The sequence below is a fragment of the Candidatus Pelagibacter communis genome (genome assembly GCF_001180225.1).
GTDB classification, from domain to species: domain Bacteria; phylum Pseudomonadota; class Alphaproteobacteria; order Pelagibacterales; family Pelagibacteraceae; genus Pelagibacter; species Pelagibacter ubique_D.
The window spans coordinates 58,708-81,447 of record NZ_CVST01000040.1; the positions used below are offsets into that span (position 1 = coordinate 58,708).

General features: G+C 29.8%; 25 protein-coding genes. 14 read left to right on the forward strand and 11 right to left on the reverse strand.

Annotated features, from left to right (window positions below; all coding sequences use genetic code 11):
* Positions 1-8: 8 nt before the first annotated feature.
* The 3 genes from AMN99_RS03015 to AMN99_RS03025 all read right to left on the reverse strand — a co-directional run bounded on the left by AMN99_RS03015 (position 9) and on the right by AMN99_RS03025 (position 4,611).
* Positions 9-1,544, reverse strand: coding sequence for a secretin N-terminal domain-containing protein (locus AMN99_RS03015; RefSeq protein WP_075506359.1), 1,536 nt, complete (start codon positions 1,542-1,544; stop codon positions 9-11).
* 80 nt (positions 1,545-1,624) lie between these two features.
* Positions 1,625-2,845, reverse strand: a complete 1,221-nt coding sequence (locus tag AMN99_RS03020) for a LysM peptidoglycan-binding domain-containing protein (protein WP_075506360.1) — start codon at positions 2,843-2,845, stop codon at positions 1,625-1,627.
* The gene (locus AMN99_RS03025) at positions 2,845-4,611 is read right to left on the reverse strand and encodes a type IV pilus biogenesis protein PilM (protein ID WP_075506361.1); all 1,767 of its coding nucleotides are present in this window, start codon (positions 4,609-4,611) and stop codon (positions 2,845-2,847) included. The genes AMN99_RS03020 and AMN99_RS03025 overlap by 1 nt, the downstream gene beginning before the upstream one ends.
* 137 nt (positions 4,612-4,748) lie before the next feature.
* Here AMN99_RS03025 and AMN99_RS03030 point away from each other — a divergent pair, with 137 nt between their 5' ends.
* Positions 4,749-5,741 carry a type IV pilus twitching motility protein PilT gene (locus AMN99_RS03030; protein WP_075506362.1) on the forward strand — a complete coding sequence of 331 codons (993 nt, stop codon included), beginning with the start codon at positions 4,749-4,751 and terminating at the stop codon, positions 5,739-5,741.
* 1 nt (position 5,742) lies between these two features.
* Here AMN99_RS03030 and AMN99_RS03035 read toward each other — a convergent pair whose 3' ends face one another.
* Positions 5,743-6,051 (reverse strand): hypothetical protein, encoded by a 309-nt coding sequence (locus AMN99_RS03035; protein ID WP_075506363.1) that lies wholly within the window; start codon positions 6,049-6,051, stop codon positions 5,743-5,745.
* Here AMN99_RS03035 and AMN99_RS03040 point away from each other — a divergent pair.
* Positions 6,020-6,385 (forward strand): hypothetical protein, encoded by a 366-nt coding sequence (locus AMN99_RS03040; RefSeq protein WP_075506364.1) that lies wholly within the window; start codon positions 6,020-6,022, stop codon positions 6,383-6,385. The two genes, AMN99_RS03035 and AMN99_RS03040, sit on opposite strands and share 32 nt — an antisense overlap.
* Here the strand turns inward: AMN99_RS03040 and AMN99_RS03045 are convergent, their stop codons facing one another.
* The gene (locus tag AMN99_RS03045; RefSeq protein WP_075506365.1) at positions 6,386-6,775 is read right to left on the reverse strand and encodes an ATP-binding protein; all 390 of its coding nucleotides are present in this window, start codon (positions 6,773-6,775) and stop codon (positions 6,386-6,388) included.
* Positions 6,776-6,843: 68 nt separating this feature from the next.
* Here AMN99_RS03045 and AMN99_RS03050 point away from each other — a divergent pair, with 68 nt between their 5' ends.
* The gene (locus AMN99_RS03050; RefSeq protein WP_082255146.1) at positions 6,844-7,182 is read left to right on the forward strand and encodes a heavy-metal-associated domain-containing protein; all 339 of its coding nucleotides are present in this window, start codon (positions 6,844-6,846) and stop codon (positions 7,180-7,182) included.
* Here AMN99_RS03050 and AMN99_RS03055 read toward each other — a convergent pair.
* Complete coding sequence (locus tag AMN99_RS03055) at positions 7,179-7,844, reverse strand: hypothetical protein (protein WP_075506367.1); 666 nt, start codon at positions 7,842-7,844, stop codon at positions 7,179-7,181. The genes AMN99_RS03050 and AMN99_RS03055 overlap by 4 nt on opposite strands.
* Positions 7,844-8,788, reverse strand: coding sequence for a mitochondrial fission ELM1 family protein (locus tag AMN99_RS03060; RefSeq protein ID WP_075506368.1), 945 nt, complete (start codon positions 8,786-8,788; stop codon positions 7,844-7,846). Before AMN99_RS03060 ends, AMN99_RS03055 begins: the two co-directional genes overlap by 1 nt.
* A 21-nt stretch (positions 8,789-8,809) precedes the next feature.
* On the opposite strand from AMN99_RS03060, the gene trxB reads away from it, so the two are divergent.
* Genes trxB through AMN99_RS03075 form a run of 3 tightly spaced genes read left to right on the forward strand, consistent with a single transcriptional unit; the run spans position 8,810 to position 11,500 of the window.
* Positions 8,810-9,754, forward strand: a complete 945-nt coding sequence (gene trxB / locus AMN99_RS03065; RefSeq protein WP_075506369.1) for a thioredoxin-disulfide reductase — start codon at positions 8,810-8,812, stop codon at positions 9,752-9,754.
* A gap of 41 nt (positions 9,755-9,795) precedes the next feature.
* Positions 9,796-10,818: an NAD-dependent epimerase/dehydratase family protein gene (locus AMN99_RS03070; protein ID WP_075506370.1), complete on the forward strand. Its 1,023-nt coding sequence runs from the start codon at positions 9,796-9,798 to the stop codon at positions 10,816-10,818.
* 49 nt (positions 10,819-10,867) lie between these two features.
* Positions 10,868-11,500: a FecR family protein gene (locus AMN99_RS03075; RefSeq protein WP_075506371.1), complete on the forward strand. Its 633-nt coding sequence runs from the start codon at positions 10,868-10,870 to the stop codon at positions 11,498-11,500.
* Between the two features lie 2 nt (positions 11,501-11,502).
* On the opposite strand, the gene AMN99_RS03080 is transcribed toward AMN99_RS03075, so the two are convergent.
* Together AMN99_RS03080 and AMN99_RS03085 are read right to left on the reverse strand one after the other, a co-directional pair.
* Positions 11,503-12,156 carry an NAD(P)H-binding protein gene (locus AMN99_RS03080; RefSeq protein ID WP_075506372.1) on the reverse strand — a complete coding sequence of 218 codons (654 nt, stop codon included), beginning with the start codon at positions 12,154-12,156 and terminating at the stop codon, positions 11,503-11,505.
* Between the two features lie 3 nt (positions 12,157-12,159).
* Positions 12,160-13,347 (reverse strand): pyridoxal phosphate-dependent aminotransferase, encoded by a 1,188-nt coding sequence (locus AMN99_RS03085; RefSeq protein ID WP_075506373.1) that lies wholly within the window; start codon positions 13,345-13,347, stop codon positions 12,160-12,162.
* 36 nt (positions 13,348-13,383) lie between these two features.
* On the opposite strand from AMN99_RS03085, the gene uvrB reads away from it, so the two are divergent.
* From uvrB to pgsA, 5 genes are read left to right on the forward strand one after another with little or no spacing between them, the layout of a single operon-like run.
* Positions 13,384-15,558, forward strand: coding sequence for an excinuclease ABC subunit UvrB (gene uvrB, locus AMN99_RS03090; protein WP_075506374.1), 2,175 nt, complete (start codon positions 13,384-13,386; stop codon positions 15,556-15,558).
* Positions 15,540-16,292 carry an SDR family oxidoreductase gene (locus tag AMN99_RS03095; protein ID WP_075506375.1) on the forward strand — a complete coding sequence of 251 codons (753 nt, stop codon included), beginning with the start codon at positions 15,540-15,542 and terminating at the stop codon, positions 16,290-16,292. The genes uvrB and AMN99_RS03095 overlap by 19 nt, the downstream gene beginning before the upstream one ends.
* Complete coding sequence (locus tag AMN99_RS03100; RefSeq protein ID WP_075506376.1) at positions 16,289-16,714, forward strand: dihydroneopterin aldolase; 426 nt, start codon at positions 16,289-16,291, stop codon at positions 16,712-16,714. The genes AMN99_RS03095 and AMN99_RS03100 overlap by 4 nt, the downstream gene beginning before the upstream one ends.
* Positions 16,701-18,536 carry an excinuclease ABC subunit UvrC gene (gene uvrC / locus AMN99_RS03105; RefSeq protein ID WP_075506377.1) on the forward strand — a complete coding sequence of 612 codons (1,836 nt, stop codon included), beginning with the start codon at positions 16,701-16,703 and terminating at the stop codon, positions 18,534-18,536. The genes AMN99_RS03100 and uvrC overlap by 14 nt, the downstream gene beginning before the upstream one ends.
* Positions 18,537-18,538: 2 nt before the next feature.
* Complete coding sequence (gene pgsA, locus AMN99_RS03110) at positions 18,539-19,123, forward strand: CDP-diacylglycerol--glycerol-3-phosphate 3-phosphatidyltransferase (RefSeq protein ID WP_075506378.1); 585 nt, start codon at positions 18,539-18,541, stop codon at positions 19,121-19,123.
* On the opposite strand, the gene AMN99_RS03115 is transcribed toward pgsA, so the two are convergent.
* The gene (locus tag AMN99_RS03115) at positions 19,120-20,001 is read right to left on the reverse strand and encodes a branched-chain amino acid aminotransferase (RefSeq protein ID WP_075506379.1); all 882 of its coding nucleotides are present in this window, start codon (positions 19,999-20,001) and stop codon (positions 19,120-19,122) included. The two genes, pgsA and AMN99_RS03115, sit on opposite strands and share 4 nt — an antisense overlap.
* Positions 20,002-20,073: 72 nt before the next feature.
* Between AMN99_RS03115 and AMN99_RS03120 the strand changes: the two genes are divergently transcribed.
* The 3 genes from AMN99_RS03120 to AMN99_RS03130 are packed head-to-tail and all read left to right on the forward strand — an operon-like array spanning position 20,074 to position 22,481.
* On the forward strand, positions 20,074-20,511 hold the full coding sequence (locus AMN99_RS03120; RefSeq protein ID WP_075506380.1) for a MarR family winged helix-turn-helix transcriptional regulator: 438 nt from the start codon (positions 20,074-20,076) through the stop codon (positions 20,509-20,511).
* Positions 20,504-21,181, forward strand: a complete 678-nt coding sequence (locus tag AMN99_RS03125; protein ID WP_075506381.1) for a response regulator — start codon at positions 20,504-20,506, stop codon at positions 21,179-21,181. Before AMN99_RS03120 ends, AMN99_RS03125 begins: the two co-directional genes overlap by 8 nt.
* Positions 21,162-22,481, forward strand: a complete 1,320-nt coding sequence (locus AMN99_RS03130; RefSeq protein ID WP_075506382.1) for an ATP-binding protein — start codon at positions 21,162-21,164, stop codon at positions 22,479-22,481. Before AMN99_RS03125 ends, AMN99_RS03130 begins: the two co-directional genes overlap by 20 nt.
* On the opposite strand, the gene AMN99_RS03135 is transcribed toward AMN99_RS03130, so the two are convergent.
* Complete coding sequence (locus tag AMN99_RS03135) at positions 22,459-22,710, reverse strand: hypothetical protein (protein WP_075506383.1); 252 nt, start codon at positions 22,708-22,710, stop codon at positions 22,459-22,461. The two genes, AMN99_RS03130 and AMN99_RS03135, sit on opposite strands and share 23 nt — an antisense overlap.
* Positions 22,711-22,740 lie beyond the last annotated feature (30 nt).

A 22,740-nucleotide genomic window follows, 5' to 3' on the forward strand; every position in this document is an offset into this window, starting at 1 on the left:
ATTATAACTTATACAACATTTGCACTTAGGAATATTAACAGTTGAGTTTTATCGTCTTTATCAGTTGTTTGTCTAAAAAATGCTCCTAGTAATGGAATTTTTGAGAAGAACGGCACATAAGTTTCACTGTTTTCTCTAGTATTTTTATAAACACCTCCAAGTACAGCTACATCACCAGCATTAATTTGGACTATAGATGTAAGCGATTCCTCGTTCGTTACAACGTCATCACCTGAGCTTTCACCTGGTGCATCATTTGCAAGTGATAATTCAATTTTTACTCTACTTTCTCCAACAATTTCTGGTTTCACCGTGATGCTTAAATTTTGTGGAATTTCTACTGTAGATCCTGCAGCATCACCTGAAGCTGGAATTACTTTTACTAAAGTTGTACCTTGAGTAAGAGTTGCTTCTTCACCGTCCATTGCAAATAGTTTTGGATTTGAAACTGTTTCTGTATTAGAGTCTTTCACTGATGCAGTGATTACAGCTTTGATCTTTGTCATTCCTATATTTCCAAGCAAAAATGCTCCTCCTGCCAAACTGACTGCATCTGATAAATCTGCATTAGATATAGCCTCAGGATTCGTATCTGCTACAGGTGTTATAGAAGTTGTGTTTCCTGGGTTAGTATCAATCCCTGAAAAGGTTATTCGGTCTTTTCCATTTGCAGTTGCCGCAGCATTTAATGCATCTATGTTTGCACTAAAGTTTTTATTAAAGCCATCAGTTGCATTAACAATATAAGCCTCGATCATTACTTGTTTTTTTTCCAAGTCAATTTTGTTTAGAATGTTCTCTGCCTGATTTAATTGCGCATATGTGCCTGTGATTATAATTTGATTATTTTTTTCATCATCTACCATAGTAAAACCTTCGGTCTCACCCATAACTTCCCCAAGAGATTCTACTAAATCTGTTGAACTTTGATAAAAGACTTTAAAGATCTCTGTAACCAAAGGTTCTGAACCATCTCCTTCGTTTGAAACTGAGCCTCCAATATCTAAGGAAGCTAAATTATTATTTTCCTCTATTGTATTGTCTATTTTGGCTTTTTCTAATTCAGCAAAAAATTCTTTTGTATGAACTCTTAACAGACCAGAGTCTTCATCAACAGTCATAATTAAACTATTAATATCTAAAATGGCATAAACAGCAGAACCCCATTTTATATTTTCAAAGTCTATAGTTATTTCTCCATCAACTTCATTACCTATGATGATATTTCTCTGAACCAATCCAGCAAGTAATTTTAAAGCTGATCTTATATTCATATTATTAAGCTTTAAACTTACTTCGGTATCTTCTAATTTTTTAATCTTTAAATTTCTATCAATTAGTTTAAGTGATTTTTTTTCTAGCGCCTTACCCTCTGTTAAAGAAATTCTTCTTACTAACTTTTCCTCTTTTTTATTTTTATTTAAAATATCATTTGAATCTTGATTAAATTGTTCTGCAGTTTGTCTAAAATTTTCAGCGCTTGCTTTTACATTGAAAGACTCAATTTCTTGAACAGCTCCTTTATCCTTTTGATCATAAGCCATTTTAGGCCTTTTTGAACTACTACAACTTACCAGTAATATAGACAGTGTTAATACTAGTAATAATTTAATAAATTTTGTCATTAATTGAATAAATCCTCAACATTAGTTACTGTTTCACTGTCGTTATCATTGTTATCGTTTTCATTATTCTCTGTTTGATTTTCAATATTTGTATCATCATTGTTCACATCATCATTAATTATATCTTCATTATTTGATTGTGGTAAAGATGCAATTGCCATTCCTACTATTGGAGTATTAATTAAAAATTCATATTCAATATTGTCCTCTAAAACAATCATTTTATTTTTTTCAATTGAGACTATCACGCCATCTCTGTTACCTATTCTATCTCCCTCTCTAACCATAAATTGACTGTTACTTATTTCAATTATTGCAAGATTTTTTCTATTTATTTTAAAATCGTTAATACTCTTCTTGTCTAAGTTTTCATAAGAAATATTCTCATTAGTATAAATTGGAATTTTTACTAATTGATTTTCATTTAATATTACTGTGTTTTTATCAAAAGCATTAAATTCTATTAATTCGCTTATTTCTCTTTCATATCTTTTGCCAATATCAGCTATTGTTTCATTCTCATTTGTTACATGAATAAAGAAAGGTAGTAATAATTTATCACCAATTAAAATAATATTTTCATCTTCTAAATTATTGTAAGAAGCAAGTTGTGTTGCGCTTAAATTATATCTCTCAGCAATTGTTTTTAAGTTTTGACCTTCTTTTACGATATGAAATCTATTTGGTATAACTACTTTATCACCAACTACTAATTTTCTTGATCCAGGATAAATTGCATTTGCAACTTCGATTTCTCTTAAAGAAAATCCATATCTAAAAGCAATTTTCTCAATTGTATCGTTTTCCGATACGGTATGAGTTGTAGGTGTTTTTGCTCTATCGATTTTTTTTACTTTAGCTCTTTGAAATTGATGAGCAGACTCTTTACTTAGCGCAACACCTTTGAGCAAATAATCTTTTAGAGAATATGCGATGATCGGATCAATATTCAAAACTGTAACAATTTCTGTGTCCTGGGGTTCGTTCTCGACAACTTCATTTACCTGGTCCGTCTTCTCAATAATTTCTTCTGCTAATTCTATTTCAGGAGCTTCTTCCTCTATTGCTAAATCCGTCTCAGTTTCGACGATATCTTCAACTTTTATCTCTACGACTTCTGGCTCTCTTACAATACCAATTTCATTTGTAAATGGATCACTGCTGAAAGAATTGCCGAAATACAATACAAAGATGGTTGTTAATATAAATCTTAGCAACATTATTTTTTACCTGCCTCTAATAAATCTGAAACTATTGTTTCATCGTCAAAAACTTCATCAGCTAGAGGTTTTAAAGATAATCTTGAGTTAAATTTTTTTGTTATTTTTTCTTTTGGCAAATCTTCTTCTTTTAGATCAGGTTGTCCAGCAACTGTGTAAAGAGCTATTCGATCTTCTTTAGAAAATTCAACTAATGCCTCAATTTTACTATCATTAACAACTTCATTTTCTGAAAAACTATTCATCATATTTACCACAGCTTGGTCGTTCATAGCTACACCAGAAAATAAAATATTATGTTTTTCTTGTATTCCAAAACTAGTCAATCTTATATTTTTTGGAACTATTTGATCTAAACTTGCATAAAGATTTGCAGTTGTTTTTAAATTTGATCCAAAGGCTGCTGCAATTCTTTTATCTTCATTAATGCTATCGATTTTTGCATTATAACCTTGCAAAAGATTATTTTTACTTTCAAGATCTTCCTCTAAAATTTTAGTGGCAGCTAATTTAGATGAATTGTTCATTAATTTAAAAATTTTAAATGGAACAATGTGTCCAATAATACCCAAAACAAAAATCATCGAAATCATTAAACAAAAATTACCTAAAGATTTTGATCTTCTGTTAGTTTTTACCTGATCAAAATTAGATAAAAGATTTACTGAAATTATTTCGTTAGTTTCTAGATTAAAAGAATTTAATTTTCTTGATGCTATACCAATTGCTTCCGATGCAAGAGATTTATTGCTAAGTGAATCTATATATTTTTTTGCACTATCAGAAATTTCAGCGGAGTCTTCTGGATTATAAAGCTTAACAACAACATCTCCCAATTGTCGCTCAATTCCTTTTGAAACATTTTTAATTTTTGACTTATCTGAAATTACTGTGATGATGTTTATAGGATCAAATTCATACTTTGTTTCATACTCAACTAAATACTGTTTAATTTGAGAACCAAGTCTTTCAAAAATTTCATCCCAAAATTCTGTTTCAACACTCTCAACTTCCTCAACTGTATCAAGCAATACTTGATCTGCTTCAATAATATTTAATTCTGAATACTGAAAACCTTTATTGGAACAAATAGTAATACTTTTCTCATCTTTTGAATAATTGAAAATAACATTTGGAGTTTCAAAACCTTCTTTCCCAAGAAGTATTCCTTGAGAGTTAACATGAGCGAAAGGTGCAAGATCAATTACCACAGGATTATAACCTGCAAGCCTAAATATATTCGAATAAGTTTCCACAAACTTTATCTCCATAGCAACTAAAACTACATCCATTACACCAAGCTCTTCATTTGTATTCATAACAGAATAACTTGTTTCAAATTCATCTAAATTTTCAGGTGTTTCATCAAACTGATCCCAAAATCCACCTAAAGCAGTTGCTTCCCTTAAACTTTCTTCATCCATAATTGGAATTTGTAAATTATAAATTTGTGCTTTGGATGTATCTAAAGAAACGGCAATGTCTTTTGTTTTAGTCTTAATAGAGTCTAATGCATTTTTTACTTGATCACTTAAATATGTTGTTGCGGATAAAAAATCTTGGTCTTCTCCAATTCCTGCTATTTGTTGATTAGAGAAATTATCAATTTTACAAACACCTTTTTTGTATGAAATTTCTGCAGCTTGAATAAATTTATCTCTAAAAACTACACCTATTACTTTTTCTTTTTTTGAGTGATTTTTTCCTATTAATTTAATGATAGGAGCAAAAGCTTTTGCAATAGGAGGTCCAATTTTATCAATCATAATTTTTTATAAAAACCGAATAAAATCACAATAATAAATACCGAATCGGTACACAAGCATTAGTTGTGTTACTTTATATATGTATCAATATTAAAAAAAACTTGAAAAGCTATAACTTTTAGAGCATCAAAACATTTATGAGTCTTCATGATAAATTAAAATCATATCCAAAAGAATATGATTTGTCAGATATCCACATCAGATCGAATCAACCATTTGCAATCAGAGAAAATGGTGAGATTAAAGTTTTCAGCGAAGATATTGTTTCAAGACAAGATATAGAAACTTTTTGGAAACAATCTTTAGATAAAGCGCAATATGATTATTTAATTAGCAATGGTGATTTAGATTTTGCTGTTGTTGTTGATGGACAGAGATTTAGAGCAAACGGTTATTATTCTTCATATGGACCAAGTATGGTTCTTAGAAAAATTATAAGTGAGATTCCAAATATTGAAAAACTAGGTTTGCCACCTGCAGCACATGAAGCAATTACTCACAAAACAGGATTGGTTCTTGTTACAGGACAAACTGGATCTGGTAAATCTACATCACTTGCTGCAATGATAGATCAAATTAATTCTCATAGAGCAGAAAACATAATTACAATTGAAGATCCTATTGAGTTTGTTCACCCTGCTAAAAAAAGTATTATTTCTCAAAGAGAAGTTGGAAAAGATACTGGTAGTTTTGCAAAAGCGTTAAAATCTGCACTTAGACAAGATCCTGATGTAATTTTAGTTGGAGAGATGAGAGATCTTGAAACTATTTCTTTAGCATTAACTGCTGCAGAAACTGGTCACTTAGTTTTTGGAACTTTACATGCAAGTAGCGCGTCATCAACAATTACAAGAATTTTAGATGTATTTCCCCCAGCTCAAAAAGAACAAGCGCAAACAATGTTAGCAGGATCAATAAGATTAGTCATGTCTCAACAATTATTAAAAAAGAAAGGTGGAGGAAGAATTGGTTGTCATGAAGTAATGACAGGGACACCGGCAATAAGAAATTTAATTAGAGAAGGTAAAACAGAACAAATTCAATCTACTCTTCAAACATCTGCCAAAGATGGAATGTTTACAATGGAAAAATGTCTTGAGGGTTTAAAGCTCAAAAAATTAGTTGAGTAGATTAATTTGAACTTTCAGTAAATCTTTGTTGCGGAACTATTGCGGAAAAGGTTCCAGTACCAGTGCAATTACTTTCAGTTTGTTCACCTAGGCCTCTGTTTACACTTGAAGGATTTGGATTGTTTGCTCCTTCACATTTTAAATTGAAATCTACATTACCTTTTAACTCAACTTCAACTTCTAAAAACTTTACATTGTTAGCTGTGGATTTTGTTATGATATTATTATAAAGATAGTTAGCTGCTAAAAATGCAAAAAAAGCTAAAAAGAATATTTTAATGTTATTTAAATTTTTTTTAAAATTTACCATCGTTTTAATTGTTATAGCTTTTATTCCTAAAAATTCTAATGCAAATATTTATCAATTAAGTTGTAAAAATAAAAAAAATACAACAGTTTGGGTTTACTCAAAGAAGAGAAAACAAATTATTTTAACCAAAATTAATAATTCAAAAACAAAAGTAAATTTTAAGATGGGTAAACAAACCCCATCATCTTTCTCCTCTGTTGGATCCATTGGGGGACTTCAGACAAATTTAACTTACAGCCAAAATTCTAATGAATTAGCGTTGTTACAAAAATCATTAAGAGGGTCTAATCAATTTTATAAATGTGCAAAGCCAAAACTAGTTAAAGAGGAATAGTTAAAAAATTAAAGTTAAAGTTGTGCCAGGACCAACCTCATTGTGTTTGTATTCACAAAATTTAGAAGTTTTCTTTATGAAGTATACTCCTAAACCACCAGGTCTGACTTTATCTAAATCTCTTGGTTTAATCGTTTCTAAAGGTACTTGTTCACCGTAGTCAGTTATTATTACTTTAAGCTCATCGTTGTTTATAATTTCTAAATTTAAATCAATTTTTTGATCTTTTTTCATTTTATACGAGTAACGAATTACATTTTGCAAAGCCTCATCAATTGCTAAAGTTACGCTTGCTAATTCGATATGTGGTAAGTTTGATTTACAAAACTCTTCTATTTTCGATCTGGTATCTTTTAACTCTGAGGGATTTGAAAGCATTTCTATATTCATAAATAAATTTCAATAGTATTACCCAATATGGGTATGTTAAATTAAAAAAAATAGTTTATAAAAGAATTATGAAAAAAATCTTACTAGTTTTATTTACATCATTAATATTATTTCAAAACATAGTCAAAGCAGAAGTTGCTATGATTGGAGTTGTAGATGGAATGGTTTGTATGGCATGCCAGGCAAAAGTTGAAAAAGAACTTAAAGCTGCAACAGGTGAGGGTAATGTTGAAGTTTCATGGCCAGAAGGAGTTGCTTTTATTAACTTTGAAAATACTCCAAAATTTTCTGAAGAAGACTTTAAAAAGGTAATTGAGAATGCCGGTTTTGCAGTTGGTAAAGTTGCTACCTTAAATGAAAAAATTATTGATCCAAAATCTGGATTAATTTCTTTGAATAAATTTTAATTATTTACTTTCCAATCTGTTTCGAAGGTCACATAGTTTACTTGTAAACATCGTCTTTCTTTAAGAATGCTCTTTTTTTCCATGCCATGCCAAGTATTTGGCCCGCTGGTAAAAAGATAACCGTAGTTGTTTCTGTAAGGCAATGTTTTAACTTTCTCTAATTTTTCATTATAAAAATCAGTCCCTAAATCTTCAGATTCATTAGTTTTATTTACAAAAATTAATCCTGACATTAATTTTTCTTTAATATCACAGTGTGGTTTGAGCCAAAAACCCTCTCTATCACAAATCACTTCTACCCTGACGTATGAGTTTGATAAATCTTTATTGATCATTTTAGATATTGTCTCGAATGTTTCTTTTGATTGTAGTTCATTTATAAATTTAACAAGATTTGGAAATTGCAAACTATTTTCTTTTGTTACAAAACATCTAAATTTTATTGCTTTACCGCCAGAGGAAATACCTTCTCTGAATTCTGCTGCCCCTCCATCAATTGCACGGGTTCCATCATAATTCAAATTATGCTCACTTAAATTTGGAATATCTGCTTTAATAATTTCATCAATTGCTCCTTCAGATAGAGCATTGCCATACTCCCAATGATCAAATGGTGTATCATATTTTTTTGAATTATTTTTTATGGAATTTAAAAATGACATTAAGATTGAATTTTTTCTTTAATAATTTTTGCTACTCTATTAGTTTCATCTAGCTTTTCATAGTTCCAATTTTCTATTTCCTCACCTAAGTTTCTAGTGATATTTAGTTCTCTAAATAAGTTTCTAAATCTTTGGAATCTTTTATCATTCTTTTTTGGTAAAATATTAGCAACATAGATTGGTTTGCCTGTCAAAGCAGCCTCAGAGATCATAGAGCTAGAGTCACATGTAACAATGATATTTTCAGATAAAGCTAATGCAGATAAATATGCCTTTTTATCTACATTCATAATTACTGTGTGATTTTCTCCAAAAAACTCTTTTGCATAATGAATTGTATTTATTGGGGTTCTCATTGATGGGATTACAACTAATTGAAAATCATGTTTCTTCATTAATTTATAAAACATTGAGAAAATATGTTTCATATTTTTAGTTGAATAATCATAATATTTTGTTGGTCCACCCATAATTAAGCACCAAATTTTTCTCTCATCTTGTTTGATAAAAGATTTTAAATAATCTTTATTTTCTTCAATTTCTTTCTCCGAAAGATAATGAATAGCTCCCTTTGTGCTAATAACATTATCGCCATTAATTCCATCATGTTCTGGAGCAACAATAAAATCAAAATGATTAAAATCTATTTTTGGATCTTGAATATGAATATTAAAGATTTTTTTTTTAGAAATATGTTTTAAGTGAATAGATGGAATTACACTCTTTCTTCCACATGAGATTATTAAATCAAAATCATTATCTTCAATCTTTTTGTAAACATTTTGAGAAATTGGAGTAAATTTTGGTGGAACAAGTTTCCAAATATTTTTCAGTTCAACCTTGTGGTGAGTAAAATCAATATCAAGTGCTTTAGCAAGTCCCTCGACTTGACTAATCATTCCATGCATTCCTTGAGTTAATAATAAACCTTTTAATTTAGACATTAATCACTATATAGCTTCCATATGAGTCAAAATCCAACTAAACACACAAAAGTGTTAATAATTGGATCTGGTCCTGCCGGATACACAGCTGCTGTTTATGCTGCACGAGCAATGTTGAATCCTATCCTTGTTCACGGAGCTCAACCAGGCGGACAATTAACAACTACAACTGATGTGGAAAATTTTCCAGGCTTTGCGGAAGTAATTCAAGGACCATGGCTAATGGATCAAATGAGGGATCAAGCAAAAGCTGTTGGAACAGAAATGATTGAAGATCATATCGGCTCAGTAAATTTAAAATCTACACCATTTGAAGCTGTGGGTGATAGTGGACAAAAATATACCGCAGATAGCATAATTATTTCAACTGGTGCACAAGCAAGATGGTTAAACATTAAATCTGAACAAGAATTTAGAGGGTTTGGAGTTTCAGCATGTGCTACATGTGATGGTTTCTTTTTTAAAGATAAAGAAGTTGCTGTAGTTGGAGGTGGTAATGCTGCAGTAGAGGAAGCTATGTTTCTTACAAAATTTGCATCAAAAGTAAAATTAATTCATAGAAGAGATAGTTTGAGAGCTGAAAAGATGCTTCAAAAGAAATTGATGGAAAATAAAAAAATTGAAATTGTTTGGGACTCTGTTGTTGAGGATGTTTTAGGGGATAGTGAACCAAAAAATGTAAAGGGTATAAAAATTAAAAACTTGAAAACTGAAAAAACAGAAGAAGTTAAATTAGATGGATTATTTATTGCAATTGGTCACGATCCTGCAACTCAACTTTTCAAAGATCAATTAGAAATGGATAAAGAAGGTTATTTAATTACAAAACCAGATTCTACAGAAACTAATATTCCTGGAGTTTACGCTGCAGGTGATGTCAAAGATAAAACTTTTCGACAAGCAGTGACAGCAGCTGGTATGGGATGTATGGCTGCATTAGAAGCAGAAAAATTCTTATCTCATTAGTTTGAGATTACAATTAATAACTAATTAAAAGGAGAAATGTTATGACTGATAGAGTGCTATTAACTGGAATAAGTGGATGGATAGCTAAACATACTGCAATAGAATTATTAAATTCAGGTTATGATGTTTTAGGAACAGTTAGAAGTGATGACGTAATTTCTCAAACAAAAGAGACAATTAGTAAATATGCTTCGATAGATAAGTTATCTTTTATAAAACTCGATCTTTTAAGTGACGAAGGTTGGGAAGAAGCTGCAAAGGGATGTAAATATATAATTCATATGGCTTCCCCTTTTCCGATGAAGGTCTCAAAAAATAGAGAAAATTTAATACCAGTTGCAAAAGATGGAACTTTAAGGGTTTTAAATGCTGGCATCAAAGCAAATGCAGAACAATTTGTAGTTACATCTTCAATAGCAGCAATGTTTAGAAAGCCAAATAGATCGAATCCTTATTCATTTAGCGAAAATGATTGGACAGATGAAAATTGGGTTGAAGGAGTTAATGATTATTTTTTATCTAAAACAGTTGCTGAAAAAGCAGCCTGGGAATTAATGGAAAGTAAAGGGATTAAAAGTAAACTTACTTGTATAAATCCTGGTGGAGTGTTTGGAGATGCTTTGGATGTTAAAGGTGGAACTTCGATTGAATATGTTAGACAATTTTTAAAAGGCAAGTTTCCAGCAACACCTAAATGGGGAATACTAATATCTGATGTTAAAGATGTTGCAAAATCTCATGTAGCTTGCTTAGGAAATTCAAAAGTTGGTGGCAGAAGATTAATTATTGGAAAAGAAGTTAAAACATTACTTGAGACATCAAAAATATTAGCTGAAGCTTTACCAGAGTATGCAAAAAAACTTCCTAAAAAAACTTTACCAAATTTTATGGTGAAATTTATTAGCATGTTAGATTCAAGTGCAAAAACAATGATCCCTGATCTTGAATTAGAGATGAAACCAGAGACAAAATATGCTGAGGATTTAATTGGTTTTGAATTTAAACCAGCAAGTGGGGCTCTAATTGATGCTGGAAAATCAGTAGTAAGATTAGGCTTAGTATAAAAATTTTGTATAACCTCATCTTTAAATTTCAGGTATAAAATTAATTCAAATGAACAGAAGAAAATTTATAAAAACTGTAAGTCAAATTATGATTGCTTGGGGATTAAGTCCAAAGCTCGCATTTGCCTCCGAAACTAATAAAGTATTATCAGGAAAATTTTTCATAGATGGCAAGGAAGCAGAATTAAATTTTCAGGATTTAAATAATTCTACAATTGAAACTAAAGATGAAAAATCAATAATCAAAGTTAAAGATGATTTTTATTTGATAAGACCTGAAACTAAACTTCAATTTGTCTCAAAAAACTTATTAAAAGTTATCAAAGGCTCTGTTCATGCAGTTTTTGGAAAAAGACAAGAGGAATTAAATGTTGAAATCCCACACGGCACAATTGGAATAAGAGGAACATCTATTTTTATTGATATTGAGCCTAAGCAGAACAGAAGTTATTTTTGTAATTGTTATGGAGAAACAGTTCTCTATGACAAAAAAGGAAATTTATTAGAAACAGTGGTTTCATATGGACACGAATCCGGAGCACTTACAGAAGATGGAAAATTTAAACGGTATGGAATTAATTATTTAAAAAATATTTATGCTTTAAGACATCCAAAAATATTTGACGAAGAAATGGAAAAAGTTGGGTGTATCGTAGAAAATAGTCATTGTACCTTAAAATAAATTTATTTTACTAAATCTGAAATTTGATCTGACTCGAAGATTTTTTGATCAATATTACTATTCGCAAGTTTAATCATTGCTTTTGCGATTGTTTCTGAATGAATTGATCTCATTTTCTTTAATGGTCCAACAAATAAAGGATTTAGGAGTTTAAAAATAATTATTCCTATTTTCTCTCCCAATCTAAATTCTTTTCTATTTCCCAAAATAAATGAGGGTCTCATAATTCCTATTTTAGAAAAACCCAAACTTAAGATCTCTTCTTCTACTAGGCCCTTATATTTTAAATAATCTCCTGAACTTTTAGAGTTTGCGTATCCTGAAGACACAAAAAAATAAGAATTAATATTATTAGATTTTGCAATTTGGGCTACTTGTTTTGGAATATCTAATTCAATTCTTTGATATTCATTTTTGTCAGGAGAATTTTTTTTTGTTGTCCCAATACAAAAATAACATTCATCTCCCTCGATCTCTTCTTTGTGTTTTTCTAAATTATTAAAATTAGTTTGAATTACTTGAATTTTTGAATTGTTTATTTCAGTTGAGGAACGAACAAATATTTTAATTTTAGAGTAATTATCGTTCTGAATAAGTTGATTTAAAACATGACCTCCAACTAATCCAGTTGAACCAAATAGTAGTGCAGTTTTCACTTCTTAAGAAAGGCTTTCACAGAAAGATTTTATTCTATCCATTGCCTTTTTCAAATTTTGCATTGAAGTAGCGTAAGAAATTCTAAAGTATCCATCTAAACCAAATGCAGATCCTTGAACAACTGCAACATTAGATTGCTCAAGTAGTTTTTGAACAAACTCTGTATCAGTTTTCAATTTAGTTTTTTTATTTAATAATCCCTTACAACTTGGAAATACATAAAATGCTCCATTAGGGGTTAAACAATTTATACCATTAATGCTGTTTAAACTTTTAACTACAAAATCTCTTCTTTCTTTGAAAGCTTTTGATCTTTTTTTTATGAAACCTTGATTTCCATTTAAAGCTTCAACTGCAGCAGCTTGACTGATTGATGATGGGTTTGATGTAGATTGAGATTGAATTTTACCAATTGCTTTAATGATATCTTTTGGTCCAGCGGCATACCCTATTCTCCAACCTGTCATTGCATAAGATTTACTGACCCCATTCATAGTCAAAGTTCTATCTTTTAATTTAGAGTTTTGAGCAATCGTGTAAAAATTAAAATTATCATAAGCTATATGTTCATAGATATCGTCACTCAAAATATGAACTTTTTTATTTTTAATTAAAACTTTAGCTAAATCTTCAATTTCTTTTTTGGAATAACCTGCTCCAGTTGGATTAGATGGTGAATTTAAAATCACCCATTTAGTTTTTTTGGTAATAGCTTTTTTTAATTTACTTGCAGTAAGTTTAAATCCTTCTTCTTCTGTGCACTTAACTATCTTTGGTTTACCACCTGCTAACAAAACCATATCAGGATAAGAAACCCAAAAAGGTGCAGGAATAATTACTTCATCACCTTTATTCAAAGTTGCCATGAAAGCATTATAAAGAACTTGTTTTCCACCAGTTCCAACAGTGATTTGATCTGTAGTGTAATTAATTTTGTTTTCTCTTTTAAACTTATCTACGATTGCTTTTTTTAAAGCAGGTGTTCCATCTACTGCTGTATATTTTGTGTCTCCACTTTTGATAGCTTTAATTGCAGCATTTTTAATATTATCTGGTGTATCGAAATCTGGTTCTCCAGCCCCAAGACCAATTACATCTTTTCCTGCAGCTCTAAGTTCTCTTGCTTTTTGAGTAACTGCAATAGTTGGTGATGGTTTAATTCGTTTTAAACTGTCTGATATTATGCTCATTGAAATATAAATAAATTCTAATACGCTGTTTAATATATGGAAAATACTTATCAAGATTTAATTACAGATATTCAGAGTAAAAATCCAAAAATTGGTGGAAAACTCGAAGGTGGAAAAAAATTCAAAATTAAATCTGATTTTAAACCTGCGGGTGATCAACCAGAAGCTATAAAAAAATTAGTAAATGGTGCAAATAAAGATCAATTTAATCAAGTATTACTTGGAGTTACAGGATCTGGAAAAACTTTTACAATGGCAAAAGTAATCGAGGCCACTAATAGACCAGCATTGATACTTGCTCCAAACAAAACGCTAGCAGCACAACTCTATGGAGAAATGAAAACATTTTTCCCAGATAATGCAGTTGAATACTTTGTTTCTTATTATGACTACTACACTCCAGAAGCGTACGTACCAAGATCTGACACTTACATAGAAAAAGAGGCATCAATTAACGAGCAGATTGATCGAATGAGACACTCAGCAACTAGATCTCTTTTAGAAAGAGATGATGTTTTAATTGTAGCAAGTGTTTCATGTATTTATGGATTAGGTTCTGTTGAAGCGTACAGTAAAATGACGCTAACTCTTCAAAAAAATTATGATTACAACAGAGAAGAAATAATTAAATCTTTAGTTGCTTTACAATACAAAAGAAATGATCAAAATTTTTATAGAGGAACATTTAGAGCAAGAGGAGAATATTTAGAAATATTTCCCTCCCATCTAGAAGATAGAGCTTGGAGGCTTTGTCTATTCGGAGATAAATTAGAGCAAATTGAAGAATTTGATCCTTTAACAGGAGATAAAGTTAGAGAGCTAAGTTTAGTAAAAGTCTATGCGAATAGCCATTACATAACTCCTAAGCCTACAATCGAACAGGCAGTTATTAATATTAAAAAAGAATTAGAAATAACTTTAAAAAAACATAGAGCAGAAAATAAATTATTAGAGGCTCAAAGATTAGAAGAAAGAACTAAGTTTGATTTAGAAATGATTGAAGCAACTGGTTCTTGTGCTGGAATTGAAAACTATTCAAGATTTTTATCTGGAAGAAAACCGGGAGAACCCCCTCCCACTCTATTTGAATATTTTCCAGATAACACTCTAATATTTGTTGATGAATGTCATGTGACTGTTCCACAACTAAACGGGATGTATAAAGGAGATAGATCAAGAAAAAGTACTCTCGCAGAATATGGTTTTAGATTACCATCATGTATGGATAATAGACCATTAAAGTTTGAAGAGTGGGATTTAATGAGAACTCAAACCGTATTTGTGTCTGCAACACCAGGACCATGGGAACTAGAGCAAACAAAAGGAAAATTTATTGATCAAGTTATCAGACCAACTGGACTAATTGATCCTGTGGTTGAAATTAGACCTGCAAAAAATCAGGTAGATGATTTGATGCACGAATGTAAAAGAGTGATTGAAAACAATCATCGTGTTTTAGTTACAACTCTTACTAAGAAAATGGCAGAAGATTTAACAGAATACCTTCATGAAAATGGAATTAAAGTTAGGTACCTTCACTCAGATATCGATACTTTGGAGAGAATTGAAATAATGAGAGACTTGAGGATGGGTGTATTCGATGTTTTAGTTGGTATCAACTTATTAAGAGAAGGTCTTGATATTCCTGAATGTGCACTAGTTGGAATTTTAGATGCAGATAAAGAAGGTTTTTTACGATCAGAAACATCACTCATTCAAACAATAGGAAGAGCAGCAAGAAATGTAGATGGAAAAGTTATTTTGTATGCTGATAAAGAGACTAAAAGTATAAAAAAGGCAGTTGCTGAAACTGATAGAAGAAGAAATATTCAAATAGCTTATAATAAAAAACACAAAATTAGCGCTACATCAGTTAAAAAAGAAATTAGCGATATTTTAGAGAGTGTTTATGAAAAAGATTATGTAAAAATAAGTGAAGGTTCTAATGTTGGTGGAAACTTAAAGAAACATCTTAAAGCACTAGATAAAAAAATGAAAGAAGCAGCATCTAATCTTGAATTTGAAGAAGCCGCTAAAATTAGAGACGAAATAAGAAAGTTGGAAAGTAGCGAATTAGAAATTACATTAAATCCAAAAATAAGGCAGTATGATGTAAAAAATAAACTTTATCCTAAAGGCCGATCAACAATGGGAATGCCTGGAACAAAAGTTACAAAAAAAAGAGATAAAAAATGGAAGCACGAAAAATAATTATTACAGGTGGGGCAACTAGAATTGGTGCTGCAATTGCAAAAAAATTATCTGGTCCTAATAAAGAAATTTTAATTCATTTTAATAAATCAAAATCAAAAGCCAAGAAGTTAAAAAAAGAACTATCAAATAATGGTACTAAAGTTTACTTGGTTAAAGGTGATTTAAGTAAAGAAAATGATGTAAATAAAATTGTAAAATATGCAAAATCAAAACTTAAGTATTTTGATTGTCTAATTAATAATGCCTCTTTGTTTGAAAATGATAAATTAGAAAACTTTACAACAGATAGTTGGGGACAACATTTAAGAACAAATTTAAGAACACCTGCATTATTATCAAAAGAATTTGCAAAAAATGTTAAAGGAACCAATAACAATATAATTAATATAATTGATCAAAGAGTTTTCAAACTAACTCCGTATTTTTTTTCTTACACAATCAGTAAAACTGGACTTTATACGTTAACAAAAACTAGCGCTATGAGTTTAGCTCCAAAGATTAGAGTAAACGGAATCGCACCTGGCCCAACTATTAAAAATCAAAGACAATCTGAAAAACATTTTAGAAAACAGTATTTAGCAACCCCACTAAAAAGACAAGTTGATGTTGAACAAATATGCAATGCTGTTGACTTTTTTATAAAAAATATATCTATTACAGGACAAGTTTTAGCTATAGATAGTGGGCAAAATTTAAACTGGCAAACACCAGATATTATGGGCAAAGAATGAAAAGAAGTAATTTTAAGATTGTAAGAATAAATAAAAACAAAAGTCTTTTTAATTACGAAAAGAAAATTCTAATTAATGAACTAATTTTAAATTTAAAACTTGGCTATTATGACTTTGAAAAAAAAAAGCCTCAAAAAGTTAAATTTAGCTTAGAGATTGATTATGAGGACAAAAAGCCATCAAATGATAAGGATATAAAATCGATTGTAAATTATGGAACAATTGTAAAATTGATCACAAAACTTGTTAAAAAAAAACATTACAACTTTCTTGAAACATTAGCTGAGGCTGTATTTGATGAATTATTCAAAGATCAAAGGATTGCTAAAATAATGTTGAAAATTGAGAAATTAGAAATTCTTAAGCAATGTTCATCTGTTGGTATTCAAATTACCAAAAAAAGAAGTCATGATAAGCTCTGAAATAGGAAAAGAGGTAATTAAAAAAGAGCTCTCGCTAGTCCCTAAACTTCCTGGTGTCTACAGGATGCTAAATGAAAAAAATGAAATCCTATATGTAGGAAAAGCAAAAAATCTTCCTAACAGACTTAAAAGTTATGTATCTGAAAAAAATCATATAATTAGAACAGAGAGAATGTTGTCTCAAACTAGAAAATTAGAGATAACGACTACTTCAAATGAAAGTGAAGCGCTACTTCTAGAAGCAAACCTAATTAAAAAATTTAAGCCAAAATTCAATATTTTATTAAGAGATGATAAGTCATTTCCATTCATTTTTATTGGTAACAAAGATAAATGGCCTCAAATTAAAAGACATAGAGGAAAAAAAACAAAAGAAGGATTTTATTTTGGACCTTTTGCATCAGCAGGTTCAGCTAACTGGACTATAAAGATGATCCAAAAAATTTTTCATCTAAGAGTTTGTGATGATACTGTTTTTAAAAATAGAGAAAGACCTTGTATCCTTTATCAAATAAAAAGATGTTCTGGACCATGTGTTGGTTATGTTGAAAAAAATGATTATCAACAAACAGTTGATGATGCCATTGAGTTTGTCTCTGGGAAATCAAGGAAAATTCAAAAAAATCTTTCAAGCCAAATGGAAAAAGCAAGTGAGGAATTAGATTTTGAAAAAGCAGTAATTTTAAGAGATAGAATTAAAGCTTTAAATATTATTCAATCTTCTCAAAGAATTAATGAGGCAAACTTAGTTGAGGCAGATGTTATTGCTGGATACAAAGAGTCTGGCAAAACTTGTATTCAAGTATTTTTTTATCGTTCAAAGCAAAATTGGGGTAACCAAGCTTTTTTTCCAAAACATGACCCAGATGAAAAATTAGGAGATATTTTAAATTCATTTGTTTCACAATTTTATGAAAATAAAAGTGTGCCTTCTGCAATAATTTTATCTGAGGAAATAAAAGAAAAAGTTTTAATTGAAAAAACTTTAACTCAAAAAGAAGGAAAACAAATTAACATTAGTGTTGCTAAAAAAGGTTCAAAATTAAAAGTAATTAATCAAGCAATAAAAAATGCAAAAGACAGTTTGAATAGAAAACTTTATGAAAGTCAGAATAATCGAGAACTTTTTGATGAAGTTGCAAAAAAATTTAATCTTGAAACAAATATAAATTTAATTGAGGTTTATGATAACAGCCATATCCAAGGAACAAATAGTGTTGGAGCTTTAATTGCTTATGGTGATGAGGGATTTATTAAAAAAAGATATCGAAAGTTCAATATCAAGCACAAAAAAAATGAACAGGATGATTATGGGATGATGAGAGAAGTGTTAAACAGAAGATTTAAACGTGCTGTTCAAGAAAAAGATAATTATCTCACTTTTCCTGATTTAGTATTAGTAGATGGAGGAAAAGGACAATATTCAGTAGCTAGAGAAAGCTTAAATGAATTGGGGCTTCATGACATTCCAATTATTGCAATAGCAAAGGGTAAATTTCGTAATAGTGGAAATGAAACATTTTTTCATAATGGCAAAGAATATAAATTCTCAAAAAATGACCCTACTCTATTCTTCCTTCAAAGGATAAGAGATGAGTCGCATAGATTTGCAATAAGTACCCATAGAGCAAAGAGAAAAAAAGGAATTAGTAAATCTTTGCTGGACCAAATTGAAGGTATTGGAGCAATTAGAAAAAGAGCGCTACTAAACCATTTTGGGTCAGCGAGATCTGTTGAGTCTGCCAGTTTAGATGAAATTAAATCTGTTGAAGGTGTTGAAGAAAAAGTAGCAAAAAAGATATATAACTTCTTTCACGAATAATTATGTTAAAAAAAATTCCAAATATTCTGACAATAGGGAGAATAATAATTGTACCCTTCTTTGTTTTAGCATTTTATCTTCCAGGTTTTTATGGTGATTTAACTGCTTTAATTTTATTTATAATTGCTTCATTTACAGATTTCTTAGATGGCATGTTAGCTAGAATGTTAGGCCAAGAATCTAAATTGGGAGAACTATTAGATCCAATTGCAGATAAAATTATAGTCGCTACAGCTCTAATTTTGTTGGTGATGGATGGAACAATCAGAAATTATGAAGTTATTGCAGCCATAATAATTTTAACTAGAGAAATTTTAATTTCAGGATTGCGAGAATTTTTAGCAAAAGGTCAGATTAAACTTCCAGTTTCAAATCTTGCTAAACTTAAAACGGTATTACAAATGGTTGCTATTGGTCTTCTACTTTCAGGAGATACTGGAAATAAAATAATCAACTTTGAAGATTATAATGCTCAAACTATTGGAATTATTCTTTTATGGTTATCAGCTGCGCTTACTTTATTTACAGGTTATGATTATTTACGAAAAGGTATTGATCACGCAATATCTGAAGATAACAAAGATTAAGCTGCTTTTTTCTTTCTTACCAATGCTTGATAACTTTCATTAAGATCAATGATAGTATCACAAACTTTGAATTGATTTTCTGCTATACAAGATACGGGTGTAACTTCAGCAGCAGTTCCTGTTAAAAAGCATCCCACAAAATTAGGAAGTTCTGTGGGACTAATTTTTCTTTCATGTACTTTTATATTTTTTGATTTTGCAATTCCAATTACAGTTCTTCTTGTAATTCCATCTAAGAATGAATCTGGGATTGGTGTGTGAATTTCTCCATTTTTATCTTTAAAAAATACATTGGCACCTGTTGCTTCAGCAATATTTCCTTCATGATCCAACATTAAAGAATCTGTGTAACCTTGTTTTTCAGCTTCATGTTTAGATAATGTACAAATCATATACAAACCTGATGCTTTAGTATCCCAAGGTATAGTGTTAGGAGCTGGTCTTCTCCAGTTTGAAATATTTAATTTAATGCCTTCGACTTTTAGTTTTGGATCGAAGTAAGATCCCCATTCCCAAGTTGCAATCGCAACATGAATTTTTGTTTGTTGTGCTGATATAGCCATCATTTCAGTGCCTCTCCAAGCTACTGGTCTTACATATCCGTTTTCTACATTCTGAGTTGCAATTATTTTATTTGAAGCAGTATTTATTTGCTCTTCAGTATAAGGAATTTCAAAACCCATTCTTCTAGCAGAATGAAAAAATCTAGAGGTATGTTCCTCTAATTTAAATATAGAACCATCATAAACTCTTTCACCTTCAAAAACACAGCTCGCATAATGTAAACCATGACTTAAAACATGGAGTTTTACATCTCCCCAATCAACAAGTTCATCGTTGTACCAAATTTTTCCAGATCTTTTATCGTACGGTATCATTAGTGAAAATATTTTAAAATATCAGTGAAAAATATCTTTGTATCTTTGATATGTCAATATAACTTACCCATTATGAAAGAACTTTTATATCTTAAAGACGATCAACTAAAGGGCTTAATTGAAAAATTATTTGTTAGTTATAGAGAGACATTTTCTGACTCTAAAAAAATTTTAGATAAATATTCAATTGGTGTGGCCCACCATAAGGTTATTCACCTAATTTCATCTTACGAAGGTATCTCTATCTCAGATCTGCTTAAAAAATTAAAAGTAACTAAGCAGAGCCTTAACAGAGTTTTAAAAGATTTAATAAATTTAGACATCGTCATATTTAAGAAAAATGATCAGGATACAAGGGTTAAACATGTGTTTTTAAACGAAAAAGGAAAGAAAATATTTGAAGAAATTTTTAATTTACAAAAAAAAAGAATTTATTCAGCTCTTTTAAATTCAACTTCAGAAGAGGTTGTTAATTTTGACAATGTATTAAATAAAATAATTAATGGATAATTTTTTAGCTCATATTTTAGTAGTTGATGACGACGATGGTATTAGATCATTGGTCAAAAAATTTCTAAACGAAAATAATTATTTAGTAACCACAGCTGACAGTGCTGAAGATGCTTCTGACAAAATAAAAATAATAAAGTTTGACCTAATTGTGCTCGATATAATGATGCCTGGAAAGAATGGATTAGAATTTATAGAAGAAAATAAAAAAAATCTAGATACTCCAATTATACTTCTTACAGCAAAAGGAGAAGCCAAGGAAAGAATAGAAGGTCTTGAAATTGGTGCAGATGATTATTTGCCCAAACCATTTGAACCTAAAGAATTAATTCTAAGAATAAAAAACATTTTAGATAAGACAAAAAAAACTGAGCAAAAAAGAATTATTGAATTTGAAAATGTCAAAATCGACTTAAATAAACTTTTAATTATTAGAGATCAAAAAGAATTTAAAATTAATAATACTGAAAAGACAATTTTAGAAAAAATGATTAATAGTCCTGGAAAAACATTTTCAAGAGAAGATATAGGAAAATTGATTAATTTGGATAAAGAAAGATCCATTGATGTTATTATTACTAGATTGAGAAAAAAAATTGAAATAGACCAAAAAAGTCCTAAGTTTTTGCAAACAATTAGAGGTGCAGGATATGTTCTCTGGATTGAGTAATTTCTTTAAAAAAGTTTTACCAAAAAGATTATTTTACAGAGCACTCTTAATTGTTGCGGTACCTGTAATTACTATCCAATTAATAATCACCATTGTTTTCTTTGATAGTTTGTGGATTAAAACTAATAAAGGTATGACCAGAACTCTGGTTAATGAGATTAGTGCTTTTATAGAAGCTTATCAAAATGAGGAAAATGATAAGCAAGAAGTGAATAATCTTTTTTCATTGTTTCTAGATTTAAATATTGAATTGGTAGTTAATGAAAAATTAAGTGATCAAAATAAAGAAAGATGGTTTAGTCCAATTGATCGAACTTTAAGAAGAGAATTGAAGTCTAAATTTTCTCCTGAGATCTTCTGGTTTAATACTACAAACTATAAAGAACTAGTTGATTTAAGAATAAAATATGAAGATGGATATTTTAAATTTTTAGTTCCAAAAGATCGAGTCACTAGTACCTCTGCAAGAATATTTGCGCTATGGATTACAGTTCCTGCAATTATAATGGTTATTATTTCACTAATATTTTTAAAGAACCAAACGAGGCCAATTACAAATTTAGCTCGCGCTGCTGAGAGATTTGGAAAAGGAGAAGACATAGAAGAATTTAAACCCTCAGGAGCACTTGAGATACGTCAAGCAGGTCATGAATTTGACAAAATGAGAAAGAGAATTGCAAGACATCTTAATCAGAGAACTGAAATGTTATCAGGTATTAGTCATGATTTAAGAACTCCTTTAACAAGAATGAAGCTACAATTAGCTTTTCTTAAAGATAAAGATGCAGTTGATAAGTTAACAGATGATATTAACGAAATGGAAAAAATGCTTAATGAATACCTACAATTTACAAGCTCATCATATGTTGAAAAAGACGAAATGTTTAATCTTTCAGAACTAATAGAGGAAATTATAAAAAAATATAATAATAAAAACATTTCTCATAATTTAATTCCTAGAATTTACATTAATGGCAGAAAGAACCTTATCAATAGATCTTTAAATAACCTGATTGATAACGGATTAAAATATGCAAACAACGTTGAAATAAGCCTAACCAAAAAAAATACAAATCTATTTATAATTATTGATGATGACGGCCCTGGGATACCCAAAAAAGAGTATGAAAATGTATTTAAACCTTTTTACAAGATTGACAAAGGAAGAAATGATTCAAAATCTAGTGTTGGATTAGGACTATCAATTGCTTCTGATATTATCAAATCCCATGGTGGTAACATTATGCTGGAAAAATCAAAATTGAATGGGCTAAGAGTTAAGATCTTTTTGCCGGTCTAGTTTTCTTCTTTTTTTTTGTTTCTAATTTTGAAATTTTATTTTCTAAATTTTCTACTCTCTTTGAAAGAATCTCAAATTCATCCTTGCTTGTAAGTTTCATTTTAAAAACAAATTCATCTCTCTTTGACTTAAATATATTTAAGATTTCAGATGATAAATCTTTTGAGGTTATTAATCCCTGCTCTAGTAGTTTTGCAAATTTATCAATTATAAATTTAGAATTTTTCATATTTGAGATATACAATATAGATATAATTTA

Excerpts from the sequence above, each read along its gene's own strand:
- AMN99_RS03055 (WP_075506367.1), bottom strand. The coding sequence starts at position 7,844 with ATGTCATTTTTAAATTCCATAAAAAATAATTCAAAAAAATATGATACA.
- AMN99_RS03060 (WP_075506368.1), bottom strand. The coding sequence starts at position 8,788 with ATGTCTAAATTAAAAGGTTTATTATTAACTCAAGGAATGCATGGAATG.
- AMN99_RS03035 (WP_075506363.1), bottom strand. The coding sequence starts at position 6,051 with ATGGTAAATTTTAAAAAAAATTTAAATAACATTAAAATATTCTTTTTA.
- AMN99_RS03040 (WP_075506364.1), top strand. The coding sequence starts at position 6,020 with ATGTTATTTAAATTTTTTTTAAAATTTACCATCGTTTTAATTGTTATA.
- AMN99_RS03025 (WP_075506361.1), bottom strand. The coding sequence starts at position 4,611 with ATGATTGATAAAATTGGACCTCCTATTGCAAAAGCTTTTGCTCCTATC.
- AMN99_RS03045 (WP_075506365.1), bottom strand. The coding sequence starts at position 6,775 with ATGAATATAGAAATGCTTTCAAATCCCTCAGAGTTAAAAGATACCAGA.
- AMN99_RS03050 (WP_082255146.1), top strand. The coding sequence starts at position 6,844 with ATGAAAAAAATCTTACTAGTTTTATTTACATCATTAATATTATTTCAA.
- AMN99_RS03095 (WP_075506375.1), top strand. The coding sequence starts at position 15,540 with ATGGAAGCACGAAAAATAATTATTACAGGTGGGGCAACTAGAATTGGT.
- AMN99_RS03130 (WP_075506382.1), top strand. The coding sequence starts at position 21,162 with ATGTTCTCTGGATTGAGTAATTTCTTTAAAAAAGTTTTACCAAAAAGA.
- AMN99_RS03075 (WP_075506371.1), top strand. The coding sequence starts at position 10,868 with ATGAACAGAAGAAAATTTATAAAAACTGTAAGTCAAATTATGATTGCT.
- AMN99_RS03100 (WP_075506376.1), top strand. The coding sequence starts at position 16,289 with ATGAAAAGAAGTAATTTTAAGATTGTAAGAATAAATAAAAACAAAAGT.
- AMN99_RS03070 (WP_075506370.1), top strand. The coding sequence starts at position 9,796 with ATGACTGATAGAGTGCTATTAACTGGAATAAGTGGATGGATAGCTAAA.
- AMN99_RS03085 (WP_075506373.1), bottom strand. The coding sequence starts at position 13,347 with ATGAGCATAATATCAGACAGTTTAAAACGAATTAAACCATCACCAACT.
- AMN99_RS03020 (WP_075506360.1), bottom strand. The coding sequence starts at position 2,845 with ATGTTGCTAAGATTTATATTAACAACCATCTTTGTATTGTATTTCGGC.
- trxB (WP_075506369.1), top strand. The coding sequence starts at position 8,810 with ATGAGTCAAAATCCAACTAAACACACAAAAGTGTTAATAATTGGATCT.
- AMN99_RS03120 (WP_075506380.1), top strand. The coding sequence starts at position 20,074 with ATGAAAGAACTTTTATATCTTAAAGACGATCAACTAAAGGGCTTAATT.
- AMN99_RS03135 (WP_075506383.1), bottom strand. The coding sequence starts at position 22,710 with ATGAAAAATTCTAAATTTATAATTGATAAATTTGCAAAACTACTAGAG.
- pgsA (WP_075506378.1), top strand. The coding sequence starts at position 18,539 with ATGTTAAAAAAAATTCCAAATATTCTGACAATAGGGAGAATAATAATT.
- uvrC (WP_075506377.1), top strand. The coding sequence starts at position 16,701 with ATGATAAGCTCTGAAATAGGAAAAGAGGTAATTAAAAAAGAGCTCTCG.
- AMN99_RS03015 (WP_075506359.1), bottom strand. The coding sequence starts at position 1,544 with ATGGCTTATGATCAAAAGGATAAAGGAGCTGTTCAAGAAATTGAGTCT.
- AMN99_RS03115 (WP_075506379.1), bottom strand. The coding sequence starts at position 20,001 with ATGATACCGTACGATAAAAGATCTGGAAAAATTTGGTACAACGATGAA.
- AMN99_RS03030 (WP_075506362.1), top strand. The coding sequence starts at position 4,749 with ATGAGTCTTCATGATAAATTAAAATCATATCCAAAAGAATATGATTTG.
- uvrB (WP_075506374.1), top strand. The coding sequence starts at position 13,384 with ATGGAAAATACTTATCAAGATTTAATTACAGATATTCAGAGTAAAAAT.
- AMN99_RS03125 (WP_075506381.1), top strand. The coding sequence starts at position 20,504 with ATGGATAATTTTTTAGCTCATATTTTAGTAGTTGATGACGACGATGGT.